Raw genomic sequence first — 18,274 nt, 5'->3', positions numbered from 1 at the left:
AAAATAGCCAAATGCTGTTTCGGCGGATAAGCCGCTTTCAGCGAAAACCGCTACCACGTGGAATGTGAGTGCCGTGCCAAACAAGGCATGCATGCCAAGACTGAGAGCGTAGATCCAAAATATGGGGCTGCGCCGGGCCTCGTCGATAGTTTTTGAGGGAGCTTCCAGAAGCAATGAGCTGTGGTCGGCCGGATCGCCACCGTCGGCTTGGAGTCCGCAGGAAGCGGGGTTGTCGCGAATAAAAACCAGGGCGAGCGCGGCAAACACGAGGCCCACTGTGAGCCCCATGAACCACAGGGCGCCTCGCCAGCCCAAACTGCTGATCAACAACGCGATCGCCAGCGGCGCGATGGCAAATCCAAAGGATACGAATACGCTGCGGATGCCGCTTACCAGGCCCCGACGCTTCACGAACCACATAAGCAGGACATTGCGCGAGCAGCTGGTCAAAACGCCCTGACCAAAAAAACGCACGCCAAAAAAAGCGATGAGCAACAGTGCAAAGGTGACGAAGGTGGAGCCGCCCAGCACGGCGCTGAGCACGTCAACGCCACTGATTAGTAAGACCATTAAGCCTAGGGCTGCGGCGGAGCCTGCGATCATGACGCGGCCACCAAACCGGTCGTACCAGCGTCCGGCGCGAGTGAGGAACAAGGATGACGCAACGGTGCCTACTAGATAGGCCATGGATACCTGAGTTCGACTAAGGTCTAACACCTCGATAAAGGTGTCGGTAAAGACCGCCATACCCATGGTTTGACCAGGGATACTGAACAGGAAGCCGGCGGTAGAGAAAAGCCAAACGACCCATCCATAAAAAATCGGCGAGCGCCGAGGGTCAAAAGGCCAGTTAACAGGGATCAAAGTACAAGCTCATGCAAAGCCGGGAGATTATAAAGGTACGGGGTCTACTCGCACACCTTTAATTCCCAGATAGAGGCTCAGAGCCAGCAGTGCAACGAGATTGGCGACCATAAAACTGATGGTAATAGTGCTTTGTCCAAGTGCGGGCACAAAGTCTCGGGCAACGATCATGACAGCGACCAATAAGGAAGTGAACAGCCCCCATGCGGCTATCACCGTGGGTATGAGTCCAGAGCGCAAAAACAGGTAAAAGAAACCGCCGTGGGCGACGCTGGAAATAACAAGGCTCAAATGGAAGGACGTGTAATCGGAGGTGGCTTGTATTCCCATCAGCATGAGTCGCTGAGCTTCGTTGGTGATGGACGCGTAGGCTGGTGCGCTGGCGATCTCCGCGGCATTCATGGCAAATACCGCACCCAAGAGGGAGAGCACTCCTCCTGTGAGACTGACTGTCAGGCAGGATGTGGCGAGCAATCGTCCATAGGGCTTGAGGAGTAGGAACAGTCCGACACTAATCACGGTGCCAAGCGCAAAGCCCAGACAGACGAGATAGGCCTTGGCTCTAAGCCGTGTCTCCGCATCGAGCATGTTGCGAGCGGTAGACTCCACATCCGCCGAAAGGTTGATGTCGATGCCCTTGGAAACTAAAACAGACGTCGCGATACCCAGAGCGATGAGTGCTAACTGCGACCAGCCTACTGTGCGGGCAGTGCGTATCAATACCTTTGGGTTGTCACTGTGCATTCGATTTAATCCAGAGTCGACGGTATAGCGAAATCATCCATTAGCCAGGCGCATTCTCGATGTCCTGTCGTATGTGCTTAGCAGCCAACCAGTAATGCACAGCGGACCAGGCCATTACCGGAGGAAGGGCATACAACATAGCGTAGCGCAGAGATTCGGTTCCAAGACTGGGCGCGAGGAAGTCACTCAGAACCCCGACGACCCAAGGGCCAGCACCAAGGCCAATAATGTTGAGAATCAAAAATAGTACCGCTGATGCCGTTGCGCGCATCCGGGGTCCGACAATTGCGTGAGTGGTAGCAATCGTGTTGCCCAGATATACCTGAAAAAGCAGGCCAGGAATGATCGATAGCGACAAGGCTGCGTAGGGGTTGTCGACGATGTAGACACAGACCATGAAGGGCACAATCGCGAATCCACAAATACTCGGCAACCAGGCGTACCAGCGCTTATCGGTCTTGGCCATGCGGTCGGCAAAAAACCCTCCGAAGAACACACCTAGTGCGCCGCCCACACCGATGATCAGGGCCAACCAAGTGCCGAGTTCGCCGGTGGACATACCGTGTGTGCGAATCATGAACGATGCGGTCCAGTTGGCTGTGGCGTAACCGCAGAAGGCGTTGAGTCCTGCACCTAGTGCGATATGTCGAAAGGTAGGTCGACTCCACAGGACGCTTAACACTTCTCTAAAAGGTACCGGGCCGCTTCCTGTGGGAACGCCGTCGTGAAGGCCCCGGATGGGCTCCCTCAGAGTGAAGCGAAGGACAATTGCGAGAATTACTCCCGGTATACCGACCACCATGAATGCGACACGCCAGCCGAAGAACTCATTCAACCAGCCCCCGGCCAGGAAGCCGAACAAAATGCCGATACTGACGCCCATGGAGTAAAAGCCGATGGCCGTTGCCCGGCGGTCTGCGGGGAAGATATCCGAAATAATAGAGTGTGAAGGAGGGCTTCCTCCAGCTTCACCGACACCGACACCGATGCGTGCCATGAGTAGATGCGCATAGTTTTGGGCAAAGCCGCTGAGGGCCGTCATGAAGCTCCAAATAAATAATGAGAGCGACACAATGTTCCGGCGATTACCGCGGTCTGCCCAGCGGGCGATGGGAATACCCGCAGTGACATAAAATATTGCAAACGCAAAACCCGTTAAAAGCCCTAGCTGACTGTCGGACAGACTAAGGTCTGCTTTGATGGATTCTTGAAGGATGGCCAGCAATTGGCGATCTATGAAATTGAAACTGTAGACGATGGTGAGTAGACATAAGGCATACCAACTCGCGCGCCGCGTGCGGTAGGGATTGTCCGGATGATCCTGCGCTGGACTCTGCTCGGGTTCTACATCGTTCACGTGGTAAGCCCTGTTTTGATTATTGTGGGATAGCCAGAGGTTACACGTTTTGCATCACGTGCTCACAGGGTTTTCTTCACGGGGCGAAGCCCGGACCTTGGCGGTCGCCCCGACCCACAGCTCCCAGGGCCCCTCATCATAAAATTGGTAGCGATAGCCCAGACGCCAGGAGTTGAATGTGTACATCGCATCAATGTCTTCGTTCGCTGTGAAGGTTTCTCCCGCAAAGTTGATTTCCTGGTTCGAGCGGCCGGTTTTCTCCAGGCCCAATGGGGCGAGGACTACTCTCATTGAATGTCGCTCGCTGATATTCCACAGGGCATTGATCCGGGCTGAGACCCCGGGTCCGCTGCCGGTGAGGTCATCTAAAACAATCCGACGTCATTGCTTTGGCTGCAAAGTTCTTCCAAGGTTGTTCCCAGGATGGCCGAAAAGACAAAGCGCGAAGGGCGAGAAGTCACACAGGACATAGATCGTGCCGCCGACTGGCAAGAAGGAGATTGTGTCGTTATTCATTATGTTGCTGCAAATGGCTTGATTCGCGGAAGCTACTGCTTCGCTTGGTCTAGAAAGTGCTCAGGTCCCAGATAAACGATGTAACGCTCTATTCTCGTGACGAAATACCCCTGCATCGGCTTCCTTACAAAGAGCAAGCAGTGCCCTGCCAACCACAGGTATGGGGATTCCGGCGTAGCAGTCCAGCGGTCCTTTGAGAAAATGACGGAGTAAAGAATCCATTGTCTGCATGAGCGCTTCTGCGGGTCTACGCTCCTCACGTACGCCTAAAAGTAGGCCGGGTTGGGCAATGTCGAGACGTCGAAAACCCAGCGCCTCAAGGTCCCGTTCGGTCTCTCCCTTTACTTGGGAATAAAAAACGTTCGCCTTGGGACTCGCACCTACGGCAGTGACTACGAGGAAGTGATGCACCCCTGAGGCCTGCGCGGCCCTTGCAAAGCTAAGAACAGCGTCGTGATCAATGGCTCGAAAGGCGTCTTTGGAGCCTGCGCTGGCTATGGTCGTGCCCAAAGCACAGATAGCGATATCTGCTGGTGGCAAACTCAAGGGACTACGGAAGTCCGTGGTGATCTCTTCGCTGACGCGCTCGGTGGCCCGGCGTCCAACGGTGGTAATTGTCAGGCGATTGGTATCGTAGTGGTCCAGCAGCGCCTGACCGACGAGCCCCGTTGCGCCTGCTAGCAAAACAGTTGTCATACTGATGAAAAACTCCGACGCAGTAGAATGTAACCCAGCACTCCGGATGCCAGAGATCCCAGCAATATTCCCATGCGTTCATCGACGGCTAGATTTGCATTTGCAAAGGCCAGGGAGCCGATAAACAAACTCATGGTAAAGCCGATTCCCGATAGTACTGAGCTCCCATAAAGAGCGGACCAACCCATACCATCCGGTAACTTCGCCAGACTGAGTTTTACGGCGACCGCGCAAAACAAGAATATGCCGAGTTGCTTGCCGGCAAAGAGCCCCAGCGCAATACCCAGCGTGACACTGTGGGTTATCTGTTCGATGGATATCCCGGCAAAGCTGATCCCCGCGTTCGCGAATGCGAAGACCGGCAACACAAAGTAGGCCACCACGGTGTGAAGGTCATGCTCCAGCGTTTTGAGCGGTGAAAACGATGGGTCTTTGGGATCGCGCATGGGAATGAACATCGCCAACACCACCCCGGCCAGCGTTGCGTGCACCCCGGACTTAAGCGTGGCTACCCACATCACTGTGCCCACTAGTACATAGGGGCTTAAGGAGGTGATGCCACGTTTGTTTAGGGCGAATAGTACCGGCAGACACAGGCCAGCAACCGCCAACGCACCAAGAGAAATTTCAGAAGTGTAAAACACCGCGATGATTACGATCGCACCGATGTCATCGAAGATTGCGAGGGAGGTTAGAAAGATTTTTACCGACAGGGGAACCCGGTTACCCAAAAGCTTGAGTACACCCAAGGCAAAGGCGATGTCGGTGCCCGCGGGAATCGCCCAGCCTCGGGATGCAACCGGGTCTGCGGCATTGAATAACAGGTAGATGCCGGCTGGAACAAGCATGCCGCCAATGGCGCCGGCGCCGGGCAACACAACGTTTCGTTTGTCAGAAAGTTCGCCTTCGGTAAGTTCCCGTTTGAGTTCGAGACCGATTAGAAAGAAAAATACGGCCATCAGCCCGTCGTTCACCCAAAGTAGTAGGGGTTTGGCTATCTCCAGCGCCCCCACACGAACCTCTACAGGTGTCGCGAAAAACTGTTGGTAAGCGCTAAATAGCGGGGTATTGGCGATAACGATGGCCAGAAGCGCTGTGAAAAACAGCAAAATCCCCGCCGCTGATTCCAAGCGTACGAAGTTTAGGATGGAGTCAGCGATTCGTTTAGGCATGGGCGGAAGTGTCCCATTGCCCTTCGCCGTGAACAAGACTAAAGATCACAGCAGCGATGTTCCTAGCGAGGAACTTTGCTACTGTTGTTGTTAACAAAAGAATAAACATGGAACCAATGTATGCACGCCACTCCTTTCCGTTTTGTCACAGCTGCAGTACCACTCGTGTTAATGCTTGCTGCTTGCAGCAGTGATCAGCAAGATCTTGATCTCCCCCTCGTAGAGTCTCAGGCAGCACCCGTTGTCGCAGCTGGCGGTACCGCGGTGACAGCAGAGCGCATCAACGCCGCCGATTCAACGCCGGGTGAGTGGCTCACGCATGGGCGCACTTATGGCGAGCAGCGTTTTAGTCCGCTGGACAAGATTAATACTGGCAACGTTAAAGAGTTAGGACTGGCCTGGTATGCCGAACTTCCTACCGATCGGGGTATAGAGACGACGCCGCTGATGGCGGATGGCAAGCTTTTTGTTACGGCTTCCTGGGGTCACGTGCTGGCTTACGATGCCAAAAGCGGTGAGGAGTTATGGCACTTTGACCCCGAGGTACCTAAAGACTATAGCATCCACGCTTGTTGTGACGTTGTTAATCGTGGCGCAGCGCTGTGGGGCGACAACGTTTACGCCGCGAGTATTGACGGCCATCTGCGTGCTCTGGACAGAGACACGGGTGCGGTTGTCTGGGATGTAGATACGCGCATTAACACCACTGACTCTTACACAGTAACGGGGGCCCCGCGGATTGTTAACGGCAAAGTCGTGATCGGCAATGGCGGCGCGGAGATGTCTGTGCGCGGCTACGTGACTGCCTACGATGCCGTGACCGGCGAGCAAGCCTGGCGATTCTATACCGTGCCGGGCAATCCCGCAGACGGTTTCGAGGACGAGACACAGAAGCGGATTGCCGACACCTGGACGGGCAAATGGTGGGAGAACGGTAAAGGCGGTGGTACCGCCTGGGACTCCTTCGCCTTTGATCCCGAGCTGAACCTACTGTACATCGGCGTGGGCAACGGCGCGAGCTGGAACCAGAAAATCCGTAGCCCGGATGGCGGCGATAATCTTTTCATCTCATCAATCGTGGCGGTAGATGCAGATACCGGCGACTACGCCTGGCATTACCAAACCACACCGGGCGACAATTGGGACTACACCGCAACGCAGCATATGATTTTGGCCGAGCTCCCCATAGATGGCCAGGAGCGTAAGGTGCTGATGCAGGCGCCCAAGAATGGTTTTTTCTATGTACTGGATCGGGTGACGGGCGAACTGCTGTCGGCTGACAAATATATGCCAGTTACCTGGGCGACGCATGTGGACATGGAAACGGGACGCCCCGTAGAGGCTCCAGGCATGCGCGATGGCACCACCGATACTATTGTTTCTCCGGGTCCTTCCGGCGCGCACAATTGGCATCCCATGAGTTACAGCCCGGATACGGGTTTGGTCTATATCCCTGCAAAGTCTTCGGCTTCTATATATGCAGATGATTTTCATACTCTTGAACGCGATGCTGTCTGGCACATTAATTTTAACGCTGGGCTTATGGTAGGCATGCCGGACGAAGTACCGGCCTCGGCTCGCGCAGCGGTCGGCAGAGATGCGCTAGCGGCTGAACTCATCGCCTGGGACCCGATCAAGGGTGAGGCCGTGTGGAAGAAGCCCAGGGGCTATTACTCGGGCTCGGGTCTGTTATCTACCCACGGTAATTTATTGTTCCAGGGCGATCTCGGCGGCACGTTTAGCGCTTTTGCCGCGGATTCTGGTGACGAGCTTTGGAGCTATCCAGTGCAGGGCGGTGTCATGGCGTCGCCGATCACTTACACCATTGATAATCAGCAGTACGTGGCTGTCGCCCAGGGCTGGGGTGGTGAGACGGGCCTGCCTTTTGGCTCTGTGAGTGGTCCTCAAAACATGATTAACATCAGCCGGCTTTTGGTCTTTAAGCTCGGTGCTGCAGAGACTCTCCCGGAAGTGCCTGTTGTGGAGCAGCAGCTTGTAGCTGATGGAGTGGAGCTCTCAAGCAGTGAATTCATCGAGACTGGACGCGGCCTATACAACTTGTATTGCGCCGTGTGTCACGGCGGCAATGCTATTAGCGCCGGCCTAATCCCCGATCTTCGTTACCGCATTGCCGACATTGCGCCCGCCTGGCAGGCGATAGTCATCGAAGGTGCTCTGGCCGCGAATGGCATGCCCGCCTGGAAGGAATACCTCACCCCTGACGAGGCCGATCTGATCAAGGAGTACGTCAAACACGAAGCGGTACTGGGTGCGAAGCGCGGTGAGCGTCGCTTGGTGCGCGCGCCTTAGGGCACAAGGGCGTGGTCTGGAAGCCGTCACTTGTGGCGGCTTTTTTATTGAGGCCTCAAAAACAGGCCTTGCAATTTGTGGTGGAAACTCCTTTAATGACCGACGGTCATTTAAAAAATAAGGGTTACTGCCATGAACGCACCTCAAAGCAACACGCTAAGCGCTGATATCGAGCTCCGTATGCAAGCGGCATTGGACACGCAGCGCGATGCTTACCTTAAAGAGGGTATGGTGACCGCCAGTACGCGTATTGATCGTATCGATCGAGCGATCGACGCGCTTGTGCGTCATTCCGAAACAATCAGCCAGGCCATGAACGAGGACTTTGGTTGTCGTCCGCGGCAGGTCAATTTGATGACCGATGTGAGTGGTTCGATCGGTTGTCTTAAGCATTGTCGTCAACACCTTAAGTCTTGGATGAAGACAGAAAAGCGTCCTTCGATGTTTCCGCTGAACCTTCTCGGTTCGCGGTCCACACTCGAGTACCAGCCTAAGGGTGTTGTGGGACTGCTGTCGCCGTGGAACTTTCCTCTGGGTATGGCATTTGAGCCGCTTGCGGGTGTCTTTGCTGCAGGCAACCGCGCGATGATTAAGCCGTCGGAATTCACTCCCGCAACGTCGTCGGTGATGGCTGAACTGGTCGCTGAAGCATTCGATCCAGCAGAACTGACTGTGTTTACGGGAGGCCCGGAGGTTGGGCAAGCATTTTCCTCCTTGCCTTTTGACCACCTGATTTTCACAGGCGCTACAAGCATCGCTCGTCATGTCATGGGCGCTGCGGCGCGCAACCTGGTGCCGGTTACCCTTGAGTTGGGCGGCAAGTCACCCGTTGTGGTTTCTCGAGATGTCGACCTTAGTCAGGCGGTACAGCGAATCATGGTGGGCAAACTTTTGAATTCGGGGCAGGCCTGCATTACCCCGGACTACGTCTTGGTGCCCGAAGAGAGTCTGGAGGAGGTGATCCGGCTAGCTACTACTGCTGTCAACGAAATGTACCCGAGCCTCCTCAGTAATGATCAGTACACAGCGGTAGTGAATGATCGCCACTATCAGCGCTTAACGGCTTATGTGGCGGATGCCCAGGAAAGAGGGATTCGGGTGATAACCATCAATCCGGCGAATGAGGACTTTGACGCAGATGACGGCCACAAAATTCCACCGACACTGATCGTAAATCCAGGCGACGATGCTCTGTGCATGCAGGATGAAATTTTTGGCCCTGTGCTCCCGATCAAAACCTACGAGAACTTTGACGAGACGCTTGCGTATATCAATAGCAAGCCTCGACCACTGGCAGCCTATTACTTTGGTAACGACGGAGCTGAAGAACAGCGATTTTTGACGGGCACTACTTCTGGTGGCGTCAGCATCAACGACGTGATGTTTCATATGCTGCAGAAAGATTTGCCCTTTGGTGGAATCGGGCCCAGTGGCATGGGTGCATATCATGGGGCTGAAGGTTTTAAGACTTTCAGTCACGCAAAAGCCGTCTACCGTCAGACTAAAAGGTTCAACGTCGCGAAACTTGCTGGATTGCTGCCTCCCTATGGTGAAACTACAGAGAAAAGCATTCGCTCGAACATCAAACGATAGGTCGATGTGTTCGCACGCAGGTATACGCCCGTGAGGCGCAAAACGAGGAAAATTTTGTTTGTCAGCTAATGTCACTACAACGCCGCGCCGTGCACGCACGCCGGAACAAAAAGAGTTTCGCCGCATTCAAATTCTGGAGGCTGCCGAGAAGTACTTTCAAGACGTTGGTTACGAAGCGTTCTCCATGGCAAATCTTGCCAAGTATGCCGGTGTGGTTAAAGGGACCCTCTACCTGTATTTCACGACACGGGAAGAGGTGCTCATCACACTTTACAACCAGAGTTTGATTCGTTGGGGTGACGAATTCCTGCGCCAGCTTCGTCCGAATATGAGCGACGGGGCTTTTGCGAGCTCGCTTTACACCACGGCGATGGACGACGGCAGCTTTGTGCCTTTGCTGATTCGTTTAGAGCATGTGATTGAGCACAACGTGGCTATTGATAGTCTGATCGAATCAAAGCGCATTTTTATCGTGCAAGTGGATCGTCTGGCTGAGGTCGCAGCCCCGGCTCTTAAGCTATCCAGGGCTCAGGCGTCTGAGGTCGTGCGCACCATGGGCGTTTTATTGATTGGCGCCACTCGCAGCGATCAGGGACCGTCCTTGGAGGGCGAGACCATCCCCAGCGACGTGCAAGAGCTCATTGAGCAGTTCTCCTCACAAACACTGTTTGTCAAAAACGCCTGTCGAATCATTGCCGGAGTTCGCGCAGAAGGCACTGCTGAATGATGCATACCCTCACTATCGCCTATATCTTGCGCGCTGTATTACACCAATCCGCTTCAGGAGTAGAACCATGGCAGTAAATAGACAGTGGCTGTTGGCCAAACGACCCTCGGGGATGATCGGGCCTGACAACTTCAGCTACACCGAGAGCACCGTCCCGGAGGTCCAGGCCGGACAGGTTCTCGTCAGGAATCTCTACCTGTCGTTTGATCCTACGCAGCGCAACTGGATGGTGGATCGTCCGGGATATCTTCCCCCGGTAGCAATCGGCGAACCTATGCGGGCAGGATCCGTGGGGCAGGTTATCGTATCCCAACATGAAGATTTTACAGTGGGCGACATGGTGCAGACCACGGGATGCTGGCAAGACTACGTAGTGATGGCTCCCGGCCAGGGTCCGATGGGCCTGTCGAAGTTACCTGAGGGAGTGTCCCCAGAAATGATGCTCTCCGTACTGGGCATTACGGGTCTCACTGCCTATTTCGGCTTGTTGGATATCGGCAAACCACAAGCAGGTGAGACTGTTTTGGTGTCTGGCGCTGCAGGTGCCACGGGCTCTGTGGTGGGGCAGATTGCCAAGCTCAAAGGATGTCGCGTAGTGGGGATCGCCGGCGGTCCGGAAAAATGCGCCTGGCTAAAAGACGCTGCAGGGTTTGATGCTGTCATTGACTACAAGAACGACAACGTCAACGAGCAGATAGGTATTCATTGTCCGAACAAATGGGATGTCTTTTTTGACAATGTGGGCGGCTCGATTTTGGAAGACGCACTAGACCATATTAATTTGCGGTCTCGTGTTGTTTTGTGCGGCGGGATTTCGGGCTATAACGCTACGGAGCGCGTGCCGGGTCCGGCAAATCTTATGAATCTGGTGACTAATCGCGGCCGAATGGAAGGTTTCATTATTTTGGACTACCTCCCGCGTGCCGCTGAAGCTGCTAAAGACATCATGGCTTGGGTGGCTTCGGGGGATTTAATCTACAAGATTGATCTCCAGGAGGGCTTTGAAAACATACCCGTAACGTTGCAACGTCTGTACACCGGACACAACCTGGGTAAGCAACTGCTAAAGATCGCAGATCCCGAGTGACATGATGGGTGGGGCATTGATGTGGTAGATCGGCTCTGATGTAGTGCAAAACAATATGCCCACGGCAAGGGTTGTGCACAGTGTTATGAAGAGCCAGCGTGGTTTTGAAAGTAAGGGCGTGCTGCCGGCACCATCAATGACAACCCTTCCAAGTGGCGACAGATAAACCACGGTTGTAAGCTGCTCCAGGCGACGCCATTAATCGGCCACGCGCGGCTAAACCGCTAGCAAACCCTTATCAGCCGGTCACAAACGACAAAACGTGCTTTGAACGCGATGGACCGCGTGTTGTTGCATTGATCTAGTGGGGGTTTCATCCAATCATAGCTACCGGCATTGCTACGCCATGCCGACACTGTCGACCCCGTCGATTTCTGCACACATATAGAGGAAAAACTGTGAAGCCTTTTGCGAATTTATGTCTTGTCGCTCTCATATCTCTGGGTACAACCGGCTGCGTGTTTATTGACGGCGAGCATGTAACGCGTGATGACTGGCGTGACGATCAACGGGACAACCGTGAAATGATCAGTCAGTTGGAGATTGGTTCGACGCGAACTGCGGTAGTAAAGAGCCTGGGCACACCTTCAGATTCCGAAGCTTTTACTCAAGACGGCGAAGAAATGCGCGTGTTGTTCTACCGTACGCAGCGTACACACTCCGATGGTCAAACCACTCGCGATGAGACCACCGCGGTGATCTTCAAGAACGATGTTCTCGTTGGTTGGGGAGATCGACAGTACGCAGAGATTCGGCAGCACTAAAAGATTCGCTGAGTGAGGCTGTCTGTTTCCTGGCAGTGCCGGGTTTGGGCGCAAGGTCAAAACTTGCGCCCGGACTCATAGCCTTATCGCCTGTGCTCTGGACTTGCAAAGTCGCTCTTGCAGCCTGCATCCCAGGCATCGGGTTGATTGCCGTGCGCTGGGATGCCGCCCGCATCTTTGATCATGCGAGCAAGATGTAAACAATTCCAAACCAGAAATGTCGTGTTGCGGTTGGTGAAGTCATTTTCCGGGCCGCCAGATCCGGCGTCCATGTACGACGGCCCAGGTCCTGCTTCTCCCATCCAACCCGCGTCTGCCTGAGGCGGTACCGTGTAGCCAATGTGCGATAGGGAGAACAGGATGTTCATCGCACAGTGTTTGACCCCATCCTCGTTTCCGGTGATCAAGGTTGCGCCGACCTTACCGTAATCCCGATATTGCCCCTTGTCGTTAAAGTTGTGCGTGTAGCCGTACATGCGCTCGAGTACGCGATTACATACAGAGCTTTTTTCGCCAAGCCAGACTGACGTACCGATAATGAGAATATCGCAGGCATCTATCTTGGCTTGAATCTTCGGCCAGTCATCACGGTAGTAACCATCAACGCCGCTATAATCTTGCGCAAGTCCAGCCGGAATTTCGAAGTCCACAGGCCGCAGGATTTCTACCGCCACACCGTTTGCCTGGAAAATCCCTTCGGCTACTTTGAGCAAGCCTTCGGTGTGCGATAGGGAGGGAGAGCGGGTGAGTGTGCAGTTGAGCATGAGTACGCTCAGGTCCGTGTAGCTCGCTGGCGCGTTATTGCACTGTTTGTCCGTCATGTTTTGAAGCTGCTGGGTCATTTTTATTCTCCTCAAGCGATGGCTCGCATCACCTTGTGTGTTGCAGGTAACTGAAACCCTTGTTTAGCACGAATCCCAAGGCAAACAGAAATGCTAATGTGTGAGTCCTAATAAGATTCAATAACACAGAGGTTTTACTATGCAGCTTGTTGAGGAATGCATTATCAGAGCATCACTTCATGAACCGCAGCCTGTGGGAGCGGGCCCTATTGGCACGCGCGTGCACTATGGCATCTCCGGTGGCGTAGTCGAGGGTGAGCGACTCAACGGCGCAGTGCTCAGCGGCGGGGAGTGGGCTCTCATCGGTCCCGACGGATGTTTAAGAGTAGATGTGCGTATGCAGGTACAGACGCATGACGACGCGCATATCTATATTCAATATGTAGGTCTTCTCGAATTGAACGAGACTGTGCAAAACGCATTAGAGAACGGCACTGGCACCGAATTTGATGACCAGCATTTCTATACCAATCCGCGCATGGAAACGGGCGACGAGAGATACAGATGGGTTAATACGACCTTTTTTGTGGGAGAGGGTCGCTTACTCCCCAATAGCCAGGTTGAATATCGAGTGTGGCGGCCGGCCTAGCCCGCTCGGAGTACCGTATCGGCTAGATGTCCGAACAGGGAGTACTCCTGTTCGAAGATGTCTTCTAACTGCAGTTGAGCTCTCTGCCATTGCGCGGCGTCTTTTGGCGCAGCAACAATATCCTGCATGATGGGCGAAAGGTCGTTCCAGCCTTTTGCAGCCCCTTCGGCAAGAGACACGGTAGTAGGTCCTACCAAGTCAGGACGCTGCAGCGCTGACCAGCGCATGAAGGCGGCGAAGTGATCTCTGAAGAATCCGCCGCCGGTGCCAAACTTGATGATGGCATTATCGAGGTATTGCGCATGGGAGCGGGGGTCATCAAGTTCTGCCCAGCGGGGAAGCTGCTTCGCAAGCATGCGCAGCCCCTCGAGGCCTACTTCCAGGTCTCCCTGCGTGTCTCCTCGCATCGCTGCCATTAGGTCTCTTTGGCTGCTGTCAAAATTCAGCATCCTGCCGACGGTTTTTCGCAGGGCGAGCCCGCAGGCATCCGGCAAGCTATGGCGCACCTGAGTCGAATGGAATTTGCCCCAAGTGTTGCAAGTAGACATTCCTACCGGTGGATTCCGGCTGAGTCGTACGCCCTCGGTGGAGCAAGTCTGTGTTTCTTCGTCGGTGCGATCGGCGACGTAGACTTCGTCTCGTTTATCATCAAAGCCCAGCAATACAAAGCGGTGCCCGGGAAAGTGGACTTTGAACTTGCGGTAATCGAGGTAGTAAATGTCACCTGACAGCATCGTTGGACGTCCAGCGATAACTTCCTGGCGGACGTCTTCCCAAGCTTGAGCATCGTCGGCTTGTGCAGTTTCTTGGTAGTCGATGCCCAGTGCTTCGGTCACATCAGTCTCAAAAGAGGATCCCCGTCCAAAGCACATATAGGGAGGGTCAGCATGGGGGTAATCGAAGTACACGCTATCAAGGCCTGATCCCAGACCAAAAACGACGCCCTCGTCCAGCTCCAGGCCCGTGTAATGATAAATGAGGTTGCGCATGGAGCCGCTGCCGCAGTGACCTGCGGTCAGGTTTCGATAGTTCTCAATTAGGACTCGCATGCTGTTTAGTATTCCACGCTGAGTGAGACTCTGCTCATTGCCTGTGCAATCATGCCTTGCGAGCCGGGGTCACCCCCGCGACGTAAAGCAGACCCGCCATAATGGCCATGTTTTTGATGAAGTTCTGCATCTCATGCGCACGCTGCAAACCCTCTTCCATGCTCCAGAAATCGTGCATATAAAGACTAATCACCAATGTTAGACCCGCAAGCACAAAGGCCATTAACTGTGTGCGCCGACCTGCGACCAAACTGGCGCCACAAGCGAGTTGCAGAATGATCGTGAATATCAGCAGTGGCTGCACAAAGGGCACGCCGTGGGCGCTCATGTATTGCACCATTCCCTCAAACCCCGTGATTTTGGTGATGCCGGGTACAATGAAGTACAGCCCGAGCAATGTTCGTCCTACAAGGAGCATGGCGCGCTGGGTAATCTCGATAGTGTCGTTTATAGGGTGTTACACCAATTGAAGTTGAAGTGTGTCTGCACGGAACCCGATGATGTCTCCGTTAAGCATTTTACGCCGCCGACGGGTTTCGATCTCGCCGTTGACAGTGACCTGACCGTCGCCGATAAGCAGCTTTGCTTCGCCGCCGGTGGCAACGAGTCCTTCAAACTTGAGGATCTTGTAGAGCTCCACAGGTTCTTTTGTGATTTCGATGATGCGCATGTACGACCTTATATGGCGCTGCAGCGATGAGACTTTGCTGCTAAGCCTTGAATACGAGTCGCGAGTGTACCTTGTCAGCGTGTAATGACGCAGACTTGATCTCCGCCTTGGGTTGATATTCTCTGGTGGCTAGTAGCGCCTTTTGCTACGGTGTTCGTCATACGCGTATAGGTCACACATGAGCTTATTGAGCGAACTACATCGCCGCAACGTGGTCCGGGTGGGGATTGCCTACACGGTGTTTGCCTGGCTATTGCTGCAAGTGACTGATGTGGTGATGGAGAATATCGGCGCTCCGGACTGGGTCATGCAGGCGCTGCTGTTTCTATTGCTCCTGGGACTACTGCCGGCGCTGATTTTTGCCTGGGTGTTTGAGCTCACGCCCGAGGGTATTAAGCGTGAGTCGGAGATCGCCGAGGGCGTGTCAGTGGTGCATCAAACCCGACGCAAGCTCGACACCTTGATTATTGCCACGCTGGTAGTTGTTGTGGCCTATCTGTTTTGGGAAGGGCGTTTGCGCCAACCCGGTGCCGACGCACCTCTGGCATCTTCTACGCAGTCACAGCAGGACGTGACCGGCGAGGAAAAGCTCACAGGTATGGCGGCGCTTCGGCAGCAGACCGAAGCGGCTGCGCGTGCGGCGGAACGCGTGAACAGCAACGCCGATTCTGACGGCAAGACTTCTATCGCGGTACTGCCTTTTGTCAATTTGTCGTCGGACCCCGAGCAGGAATACTTCTCAGACGGGATCTCAGAGGAACTGCTGAACGTGCTGGCTCAGATTCCGGCGCTTCGGGTCGCGGCGCGAACCTCCTCTTTTCAGTTTAAGGGCGATAACCGCGACATCGGAGAGATTGCTGACTTACTTAAGGTTGGTCACGTTCTTGAGGGGTCCGTGCGTAAAGCTGGCACCCGTCTGCGTATCACTGCTCAGCTGATTGAGGCAGAAGGTGGGTTTCATTTGTGGTCCGAGACCTACGATCGGGAGCTCGAAGATATATTTGCCATTCAGGACGACATCTCCCGGGCGATTGCGGATGCCTTAACCGCGGAGCTGGGTTTGGGAACGGAACTGTCGCCCGGGGCCAGCAAGGCCACGGCAAATACGGCGGCCTATGAGGCTTTTCTCAAGGGCCGTGCTCTGGTTAATCAGCGCGGCAATCAGGCGATTACCGCCGGCGTGGGGGAGCTTGAGCGCGCTGTGCGTCTGGACCCCAACTACGCGCCCGCGAGGGCTCAGCTGGCCATTGGTATTGCGCTATTGGCGGCGGGCTCAGGTAGCTATGGCGACTTAACCGTTGCTGAGGTCAACGAACGCGCGGGGGAGCAAATTGCGGCCGCAGAGGCGCTTGACAACAACTTTGCCGAGCTATGGGCGGCGCGAGCGATTCTTGCAAGGACGAACTTTGATGAGCAGGGCCACCTCAATTACAGCGAGCGCGCGCTGGCCCTGCGACCAAACTATGCGGATGCGCTGAATTGGCGAGTCAACGCGCTCAACTCTTTAGGTCTGGCGGAGCAAGCGGTGCAAGCGCGTGAGGAGTTGTTGCAGATAGATCCGCTGAGTGTGGTTGGACGCATGAACGCGGTGACGTTTATTGCAATAAGTGGTGAGCCAGAGCGTGCTCTGGCTATTGCACGATCGCTCGCGGCGCAGTCGCCCTGGGCGAGCCATGTGGCGCAGGCTCGGGCATACCGAAGCCAAGGACAATCTGATCGACAGATGGAGCAGTTGCTGTTGGCGTATGCACTGGATTCGCGGGACATGCTGGTTAACTTTGATATTTCTAACGTGTTCTCAAATTCAGGCCTTTACGAAGAGAGTGTGCGTATTGACCGAAAGGTGCGTCCCTGGGCGTTACTGAACGCGGCGCGTTTCGAGGAAGCCGAGCAGGCACTGCGGCGAGAGCTGTTGGCGGATCCAGGGGCATTAGAAATCACCACGAGTCTCGCTAAGAGCATCTACCTACAGGGGCGATATGCCGAGGCGGTGGAGCTTTGGCGTCAGACTTTGATTGAAACGCACTATGGCGAAGCGGTGTACTCGAATGGTGGTGAGTTTGGGACCGCACGACTGGTTTTTTCGCTACGGCAGCTAGGCGAAGAGGAAGCGGCTAGCAAGCAGTTCGAGGTGCTCGAGCAACTGCTCGCTAGTCGAGGAGCGGCAGGATTTACCGACCACTGGTGGTATTTTGGCCAAACCATTGTGGCCATACTCAAGGGTGATGCAGCTGCCGGGCTAGAAGCGTTACTGCAAGCTGATGCTAAGGGTTTTGATGCTCTCGACCTACTTAATGAGCCAATCCTGGATGCTATAAGAACCGAGCCCGCGTTTGAAATCGTACGTCAAAACGTTGCGGGCCGCGCTACGGATAATCGTGAGGCTGTGTTAACGCTGATTTGTCAGAACAATCCCGTGCCGGATTATTGGCGGCCCCTGGAGGCCACCTGTTCGGCTAACGGGCCCTAGGCACCGTTATTCTATTTCGCTGTCGTTTTCACGTTCACGATGACCGGGAGGCCTACCCCCGGGCGCACAGGCAAGCACTGCATCCTCTTTGGGCGGGGCAAAGCAGACGCCCGTCATGTCGCCACGACGACCCGTGAAGGAACAGGCTTGACCCTCTGACTGATTGGCGCAAGCCTCGATCGCCTCTGGCGGTGGCCCTCGGCGTTTGCCTTTTTGACGGTCTTCGCCCTCGTCTGATTGCGCGGCTGCCGGTAATGAAATGCCCGCGACGGCAAGCATGCCCGTGACAAACAGGGCGCGTGTAAGGCCGAGTGACTTGGTGTGCGTGTTCATGGCTTTCTCCATAGCTGTTGTTGGTACAGAGTCAGTATCAGGTCGGACAATGCAGGCACTGAGAAGGAAGCGTGGAGAATCTGTGAAGTCGACTTTGCTCAGTCGAGCTTGTATCCCACCCCGTAGATGGATTGAATCAATACACGGTCGAGCCTGCGCTCGAGTTTTTTGCGCAGATTTTTGACATGCGTGTCGATAGTGCGGTCGCTGACTACCCGCTCATCGGCATAGCAAAGATTCATTAGTTGATTGCGAGACAATACTCGTCCGGGGCGTTCCATGAGTCCATGCAACAGTCGGAACTCTACGGGCGTGAGTTCTATGCGCCTGCCCGCCGCCCTACATTCGAACCTTTCGATGTCCAGCGTGACTTCTGCGTAGCTGAGCTTGTTCGCGCTCTGAACACCGGGCGCCTGCTGTACGCGGCGAAGTATGGTACGCACCCGGGTGACAACTTCTCGGGGGCTAAAGGGTTTGCAGACATAGTCATC

Annotated in this window: 20 protein-coding genes; 7 read left to right on the top strand and 13 right to left on the bottom strand. The window is 54.7% G+C overall.

Translation table 11 applies throughout. The annotated features are described in order from the left end of the window. The 6 genes from ACI9KD_RS13450 to nhaA form a co-directional block, all read right to left on the bottom strand. The coding region (locus ACI9KD_RS13450; protein WP_414981690.1) for an MFS transporter at nt 1–864 on the bottom strand (864 nt) is incomplete at its 3' end. A gap of 27 nt (nt 865–891) precedes the next feature. Beyond that, complete coding sequence (locus ACI9KD_RS13445) at nt 892–1,608, bottom strand: DUF4386 domain-containing protein (RefSeq protein WP_414981689.1); 717 nt, start codon at nt 1,606–1,608, stop codon at nt 892–894. Nucleotides 1,609–1,648: 40 nt separating this feature from the next. Then, the gene (locus ACI9KD_RS13440; RefSeq protein ID WP_414981688.1) at nt 1,649–2,965 is read right to left on the bottom strand and encodes a spinster family MFS transporter; all 1,317 of its coding nucleotides are present in this window, start codon (nt 2,963–2,965) and stop codon (nt 1,649–1,651) included. A 54-nt stretch (nt 2,966–3,019) separates the two neighbouring features. Beyond that, the gene (locus ACI9KD_RS13435) at nt 3,020–3,256 is read right to left on the bottom strand and encodes a hypothetical protein (protein WP_414981687.1); all 237 of its coding nucleotides are present in this window, start codon (nt 3,254–3,256) and stop codon (nt 3,020–3,022) included. 285 nt (nt 3,257–3,541) lie between these two features. Beyond that, the gene (locus ACI9KD_RS13430; RefSeq protein ID WP_414981686.1) at nt 3,542–4,177 is read right to left on the bottom strand and encodes an oxidoreductase; all 636 of its coding nucleotides are present in this window, start codon (nt 4,175–4,177) and stop codon (nt 3,542–3,544) included. Beyond that, the gene (nhaA, locus tag ACI9KD_RS13425; protein WP_414981685.1) at nt 4,174–5,349 is read right to left on the bottom strand and encodes a Na+/H+ antiporter NhaA; all 1,176 of its coding nucleotides are present in this window, start codon (nt 5,347–5,349) and stop codon (nt 4,174–4,176) included. The genes ACI9KD_RS13430 and nhaA overlap by 4 nt, the downstream gene beginning before the upstream one ends. Before the next feature lie 120 nt (nt 5,350–5,469). Here nhaA and ACI9KD_RS13420 point away from each other — a divergent pair, with 120 nt between their 5' ends. The 4 genes from ACI9KD_RS13420 to ACI9KD_RS13405 all read left to right on the top strand — a co-directional run bounded on the left by ACI9KD_RS13420 (nt 5,470) and on the right by ACI9KD_RS13405 (nt 11,066). Then, nucleotides 5,470–7,659 carry a PQQ-dependent dehydrogenase, methanol/ethanol family gene (locus ACI9KD_RS13420; RefSeq protein ID WP_414981684.1) on the top strand — a complete coding sequence of 730 codons (2,190 nt, stop codon included), beginning with the start codon at nt 5,470–5,472 and terminating at the stop codon, nt 7,657–7,659. A gap of 132 nt (nt 7,660–7,791) precedes the next feature. After that, a complete protein-coding gene (locus ACI9KD_RS13415; protein WP_414981683.1) occupies nt 7,792–9,252 on the top strand; it encodes a coniferyl aldehyde dehydrogenase in 1,461 nt (486 codons plus the stop codon). A 58-nt stretch (nt 9,253–9,310) separates the two neighbouring features. Then, nucleotides 9,311–9,979 carry a TetR/AcrR family transcriptional regulator gene (locus ACI9KD_RS13410; protein ID WP_414981682.1) on the top strand — a complete coding sequence of 223 codons (669 nt, stop codon included), beginning with the start codon at nt 9,311–9,313 and terminating at the stop codon, nt 9,977–9,979. 67 nt (nt 9,980–10,046) lie between these two features. Next, a complete protein-coding gene (locus ACI9KD_RS13405; protein WP_414981681.1) occupies nt 10,047–11,066 on the top strand; it encodes an NADP-dependent oxidoreductase in 1,020 nt (339 codons plus the stop codon). Here ACI9KD_RS13405 and ACI9KD_RS13400 read toward each other — a convergent pair. Then, the gene (locus ACI9KD_RS13400) at nt 11,043–11,237 is read right to left on the bottom strand and encodes a BCCT family transporter (protein WP_414981680.1); all 195 of its coding nucleotides are present in this window, start codon (nt 11,235–11,237) and stop codon (nt 11,043–11,045) included. The two genes, ACI9KD_RS13405 and ACI9KD_RS13400, sit on opposite strands and share 24 nt — an antisense overlap. Before the next feature lie 227 nt (nt 11,238–11,464). Here ACI9KD_RS13400 and ACI9KD_RS13395 point away from each other — a divergent pair, with 227 nt between their 5' ends. Then, nucleotides 11,465–11,830: a DUF3192 domain-containing protein gene (locus tag ACI9KD_RS13395; protein ID WP_414981679.1), complete on the top strand. Its 366-nt coding sequence runs from the start codon at nt 11,465–11,467 to the stop codon at nt 11,828–11,830. An 83-nt stretch (nt 11,831–11,913) separates the two neighbouring features. Here the strand turns inward: ACI9KD_RS13395 and ACI9KD_RS13390 are convergent, their stop codons facing one another. Then, the gene (locus ACI9KD_RS13390) at nt 11,914–12,672 is read right to left on the bottom strand and encodes a flavodoxin family protein (protein WP_414981678.1); all 759 of its coding nucleotides are present in this window, start codon (nt 12,670–12,672) and stop codon (nt 11,914–11,916) included. A 139-nt stretch (nt 12,673–12,811) separates the two neighbouring features. On the opposite strand from ACI9KD_RS13390, the gene ACI9KD_RS13385 reads away from it, so the two are divergent. Then, on the top strand, nt 12,812–13,261 hold the full coding sequence (locus ACI9KD_RS13385) for a DUF3237 domain-containing protein (RefSeq protein WP_414981677.1): 450 nt from the start codon (nt 12,812–12,814) through the stop codon (nt 13,259–13,261). On the opposite strand, the gene ACI9KD_RS13380 is transcribed toward ACI9KD_RS13385, so the two are convergent. The 3 genes from ACI9KD_RS13380 to ACI9KD_RS13370 are packed head-to-tail and all read right to left on the bottom strand — an operon-like array spanning nt 13,258 to nt 14,980. Next, a complete protein-coding gene (locus ACI9KD_RS13380; protein ID WP_414981676.1) occupies nt 13,258–14,310 on the bottom strand; it encodes a BtrH N-terminal domain-containing protein in 1,053 nt (350 codons plus the stop codon). The genes ACI9KD_RS13385 and ACI9KD_RS13380 overlap by 4 nt on opposite strands. A gap of 49 nt (nt 14,311–14,359) precedes the next feature. Next, entirely contained in the window at nt 14,360–14,728 is a 369-nt protein-coding gene (locus ACI9KD_RS13375; RefSeq protein WP_414981675.1) for a DoxX family protein, read from the bottom strand. Between the two features lie 39 nt (nt 14,729–14,767). Continuing rightward, on the bottom strand, nt 14,768–14,980 hold the full coding sequence (locus ACI9KD_RS13370; protein ID WP_414981674.1) for an RNA-binding S4 domain-containing protein: 213 nt from the start codon (nt 14,978–14,980) through the stop codon (nt 14,768–14,770). A 187-nt stretch (nt 14,981–15,167) separates the two neighbouring features. On the opposite strand from ACI9KD_RS13370, the gene ACI9KD_RS13365 reads away from it, so the two are divergent. Next, nucleotides 15,168–17,450, top strand: a complete 2,283-nt coding sequence (locus tag ACI9KD_RS13365; protein ID WP_414981673.1) for a hypothetical protein — start codon at nt 15,168–15,170, stop codon at nt 17,448–17,450. A gap of 6 nt (nt 17,451–17,456) precedes the next feature. Here the strand turns inward: ACI9KD_RS13365 and ACI9KD_RS13360 are convergent, their stop codons facing one another. Next, on the bottom strand, nt 17,457–17,783 hold the full coding sequence (locus ACI9KD_RS13360; RefSeq protein ID WP_414981672.1) for a hypothetical protein: 327 nt from the start codon (nt 17,781–17,783) through the stop codon (nt 17,457–17,459). Between the two features lie 98 nt (nt 17,784–17,881). Next, nucleotides 17,882–18,274: winged helix-turn-helix domain-containing protein (locus tag ACI9KD_RS13355; protein ID WP_414981671.1), on the bottom strand; the 393-nt coding region annotated here is incomplete at its 5' end.

The sequence above is a fragment of the Congregibacter sp. genome (assembly GCF_047617445.1).
In the GTDB taxonomy this organism is placed as follows: Bacteria; Pseudomonadota; Gammaproteobacteria; order Pseudomonadales; family Halieaceae; genus Congregibacter.
This window is presented reverse-complemented; position numbering and strand designations above follow the sequence as displayed.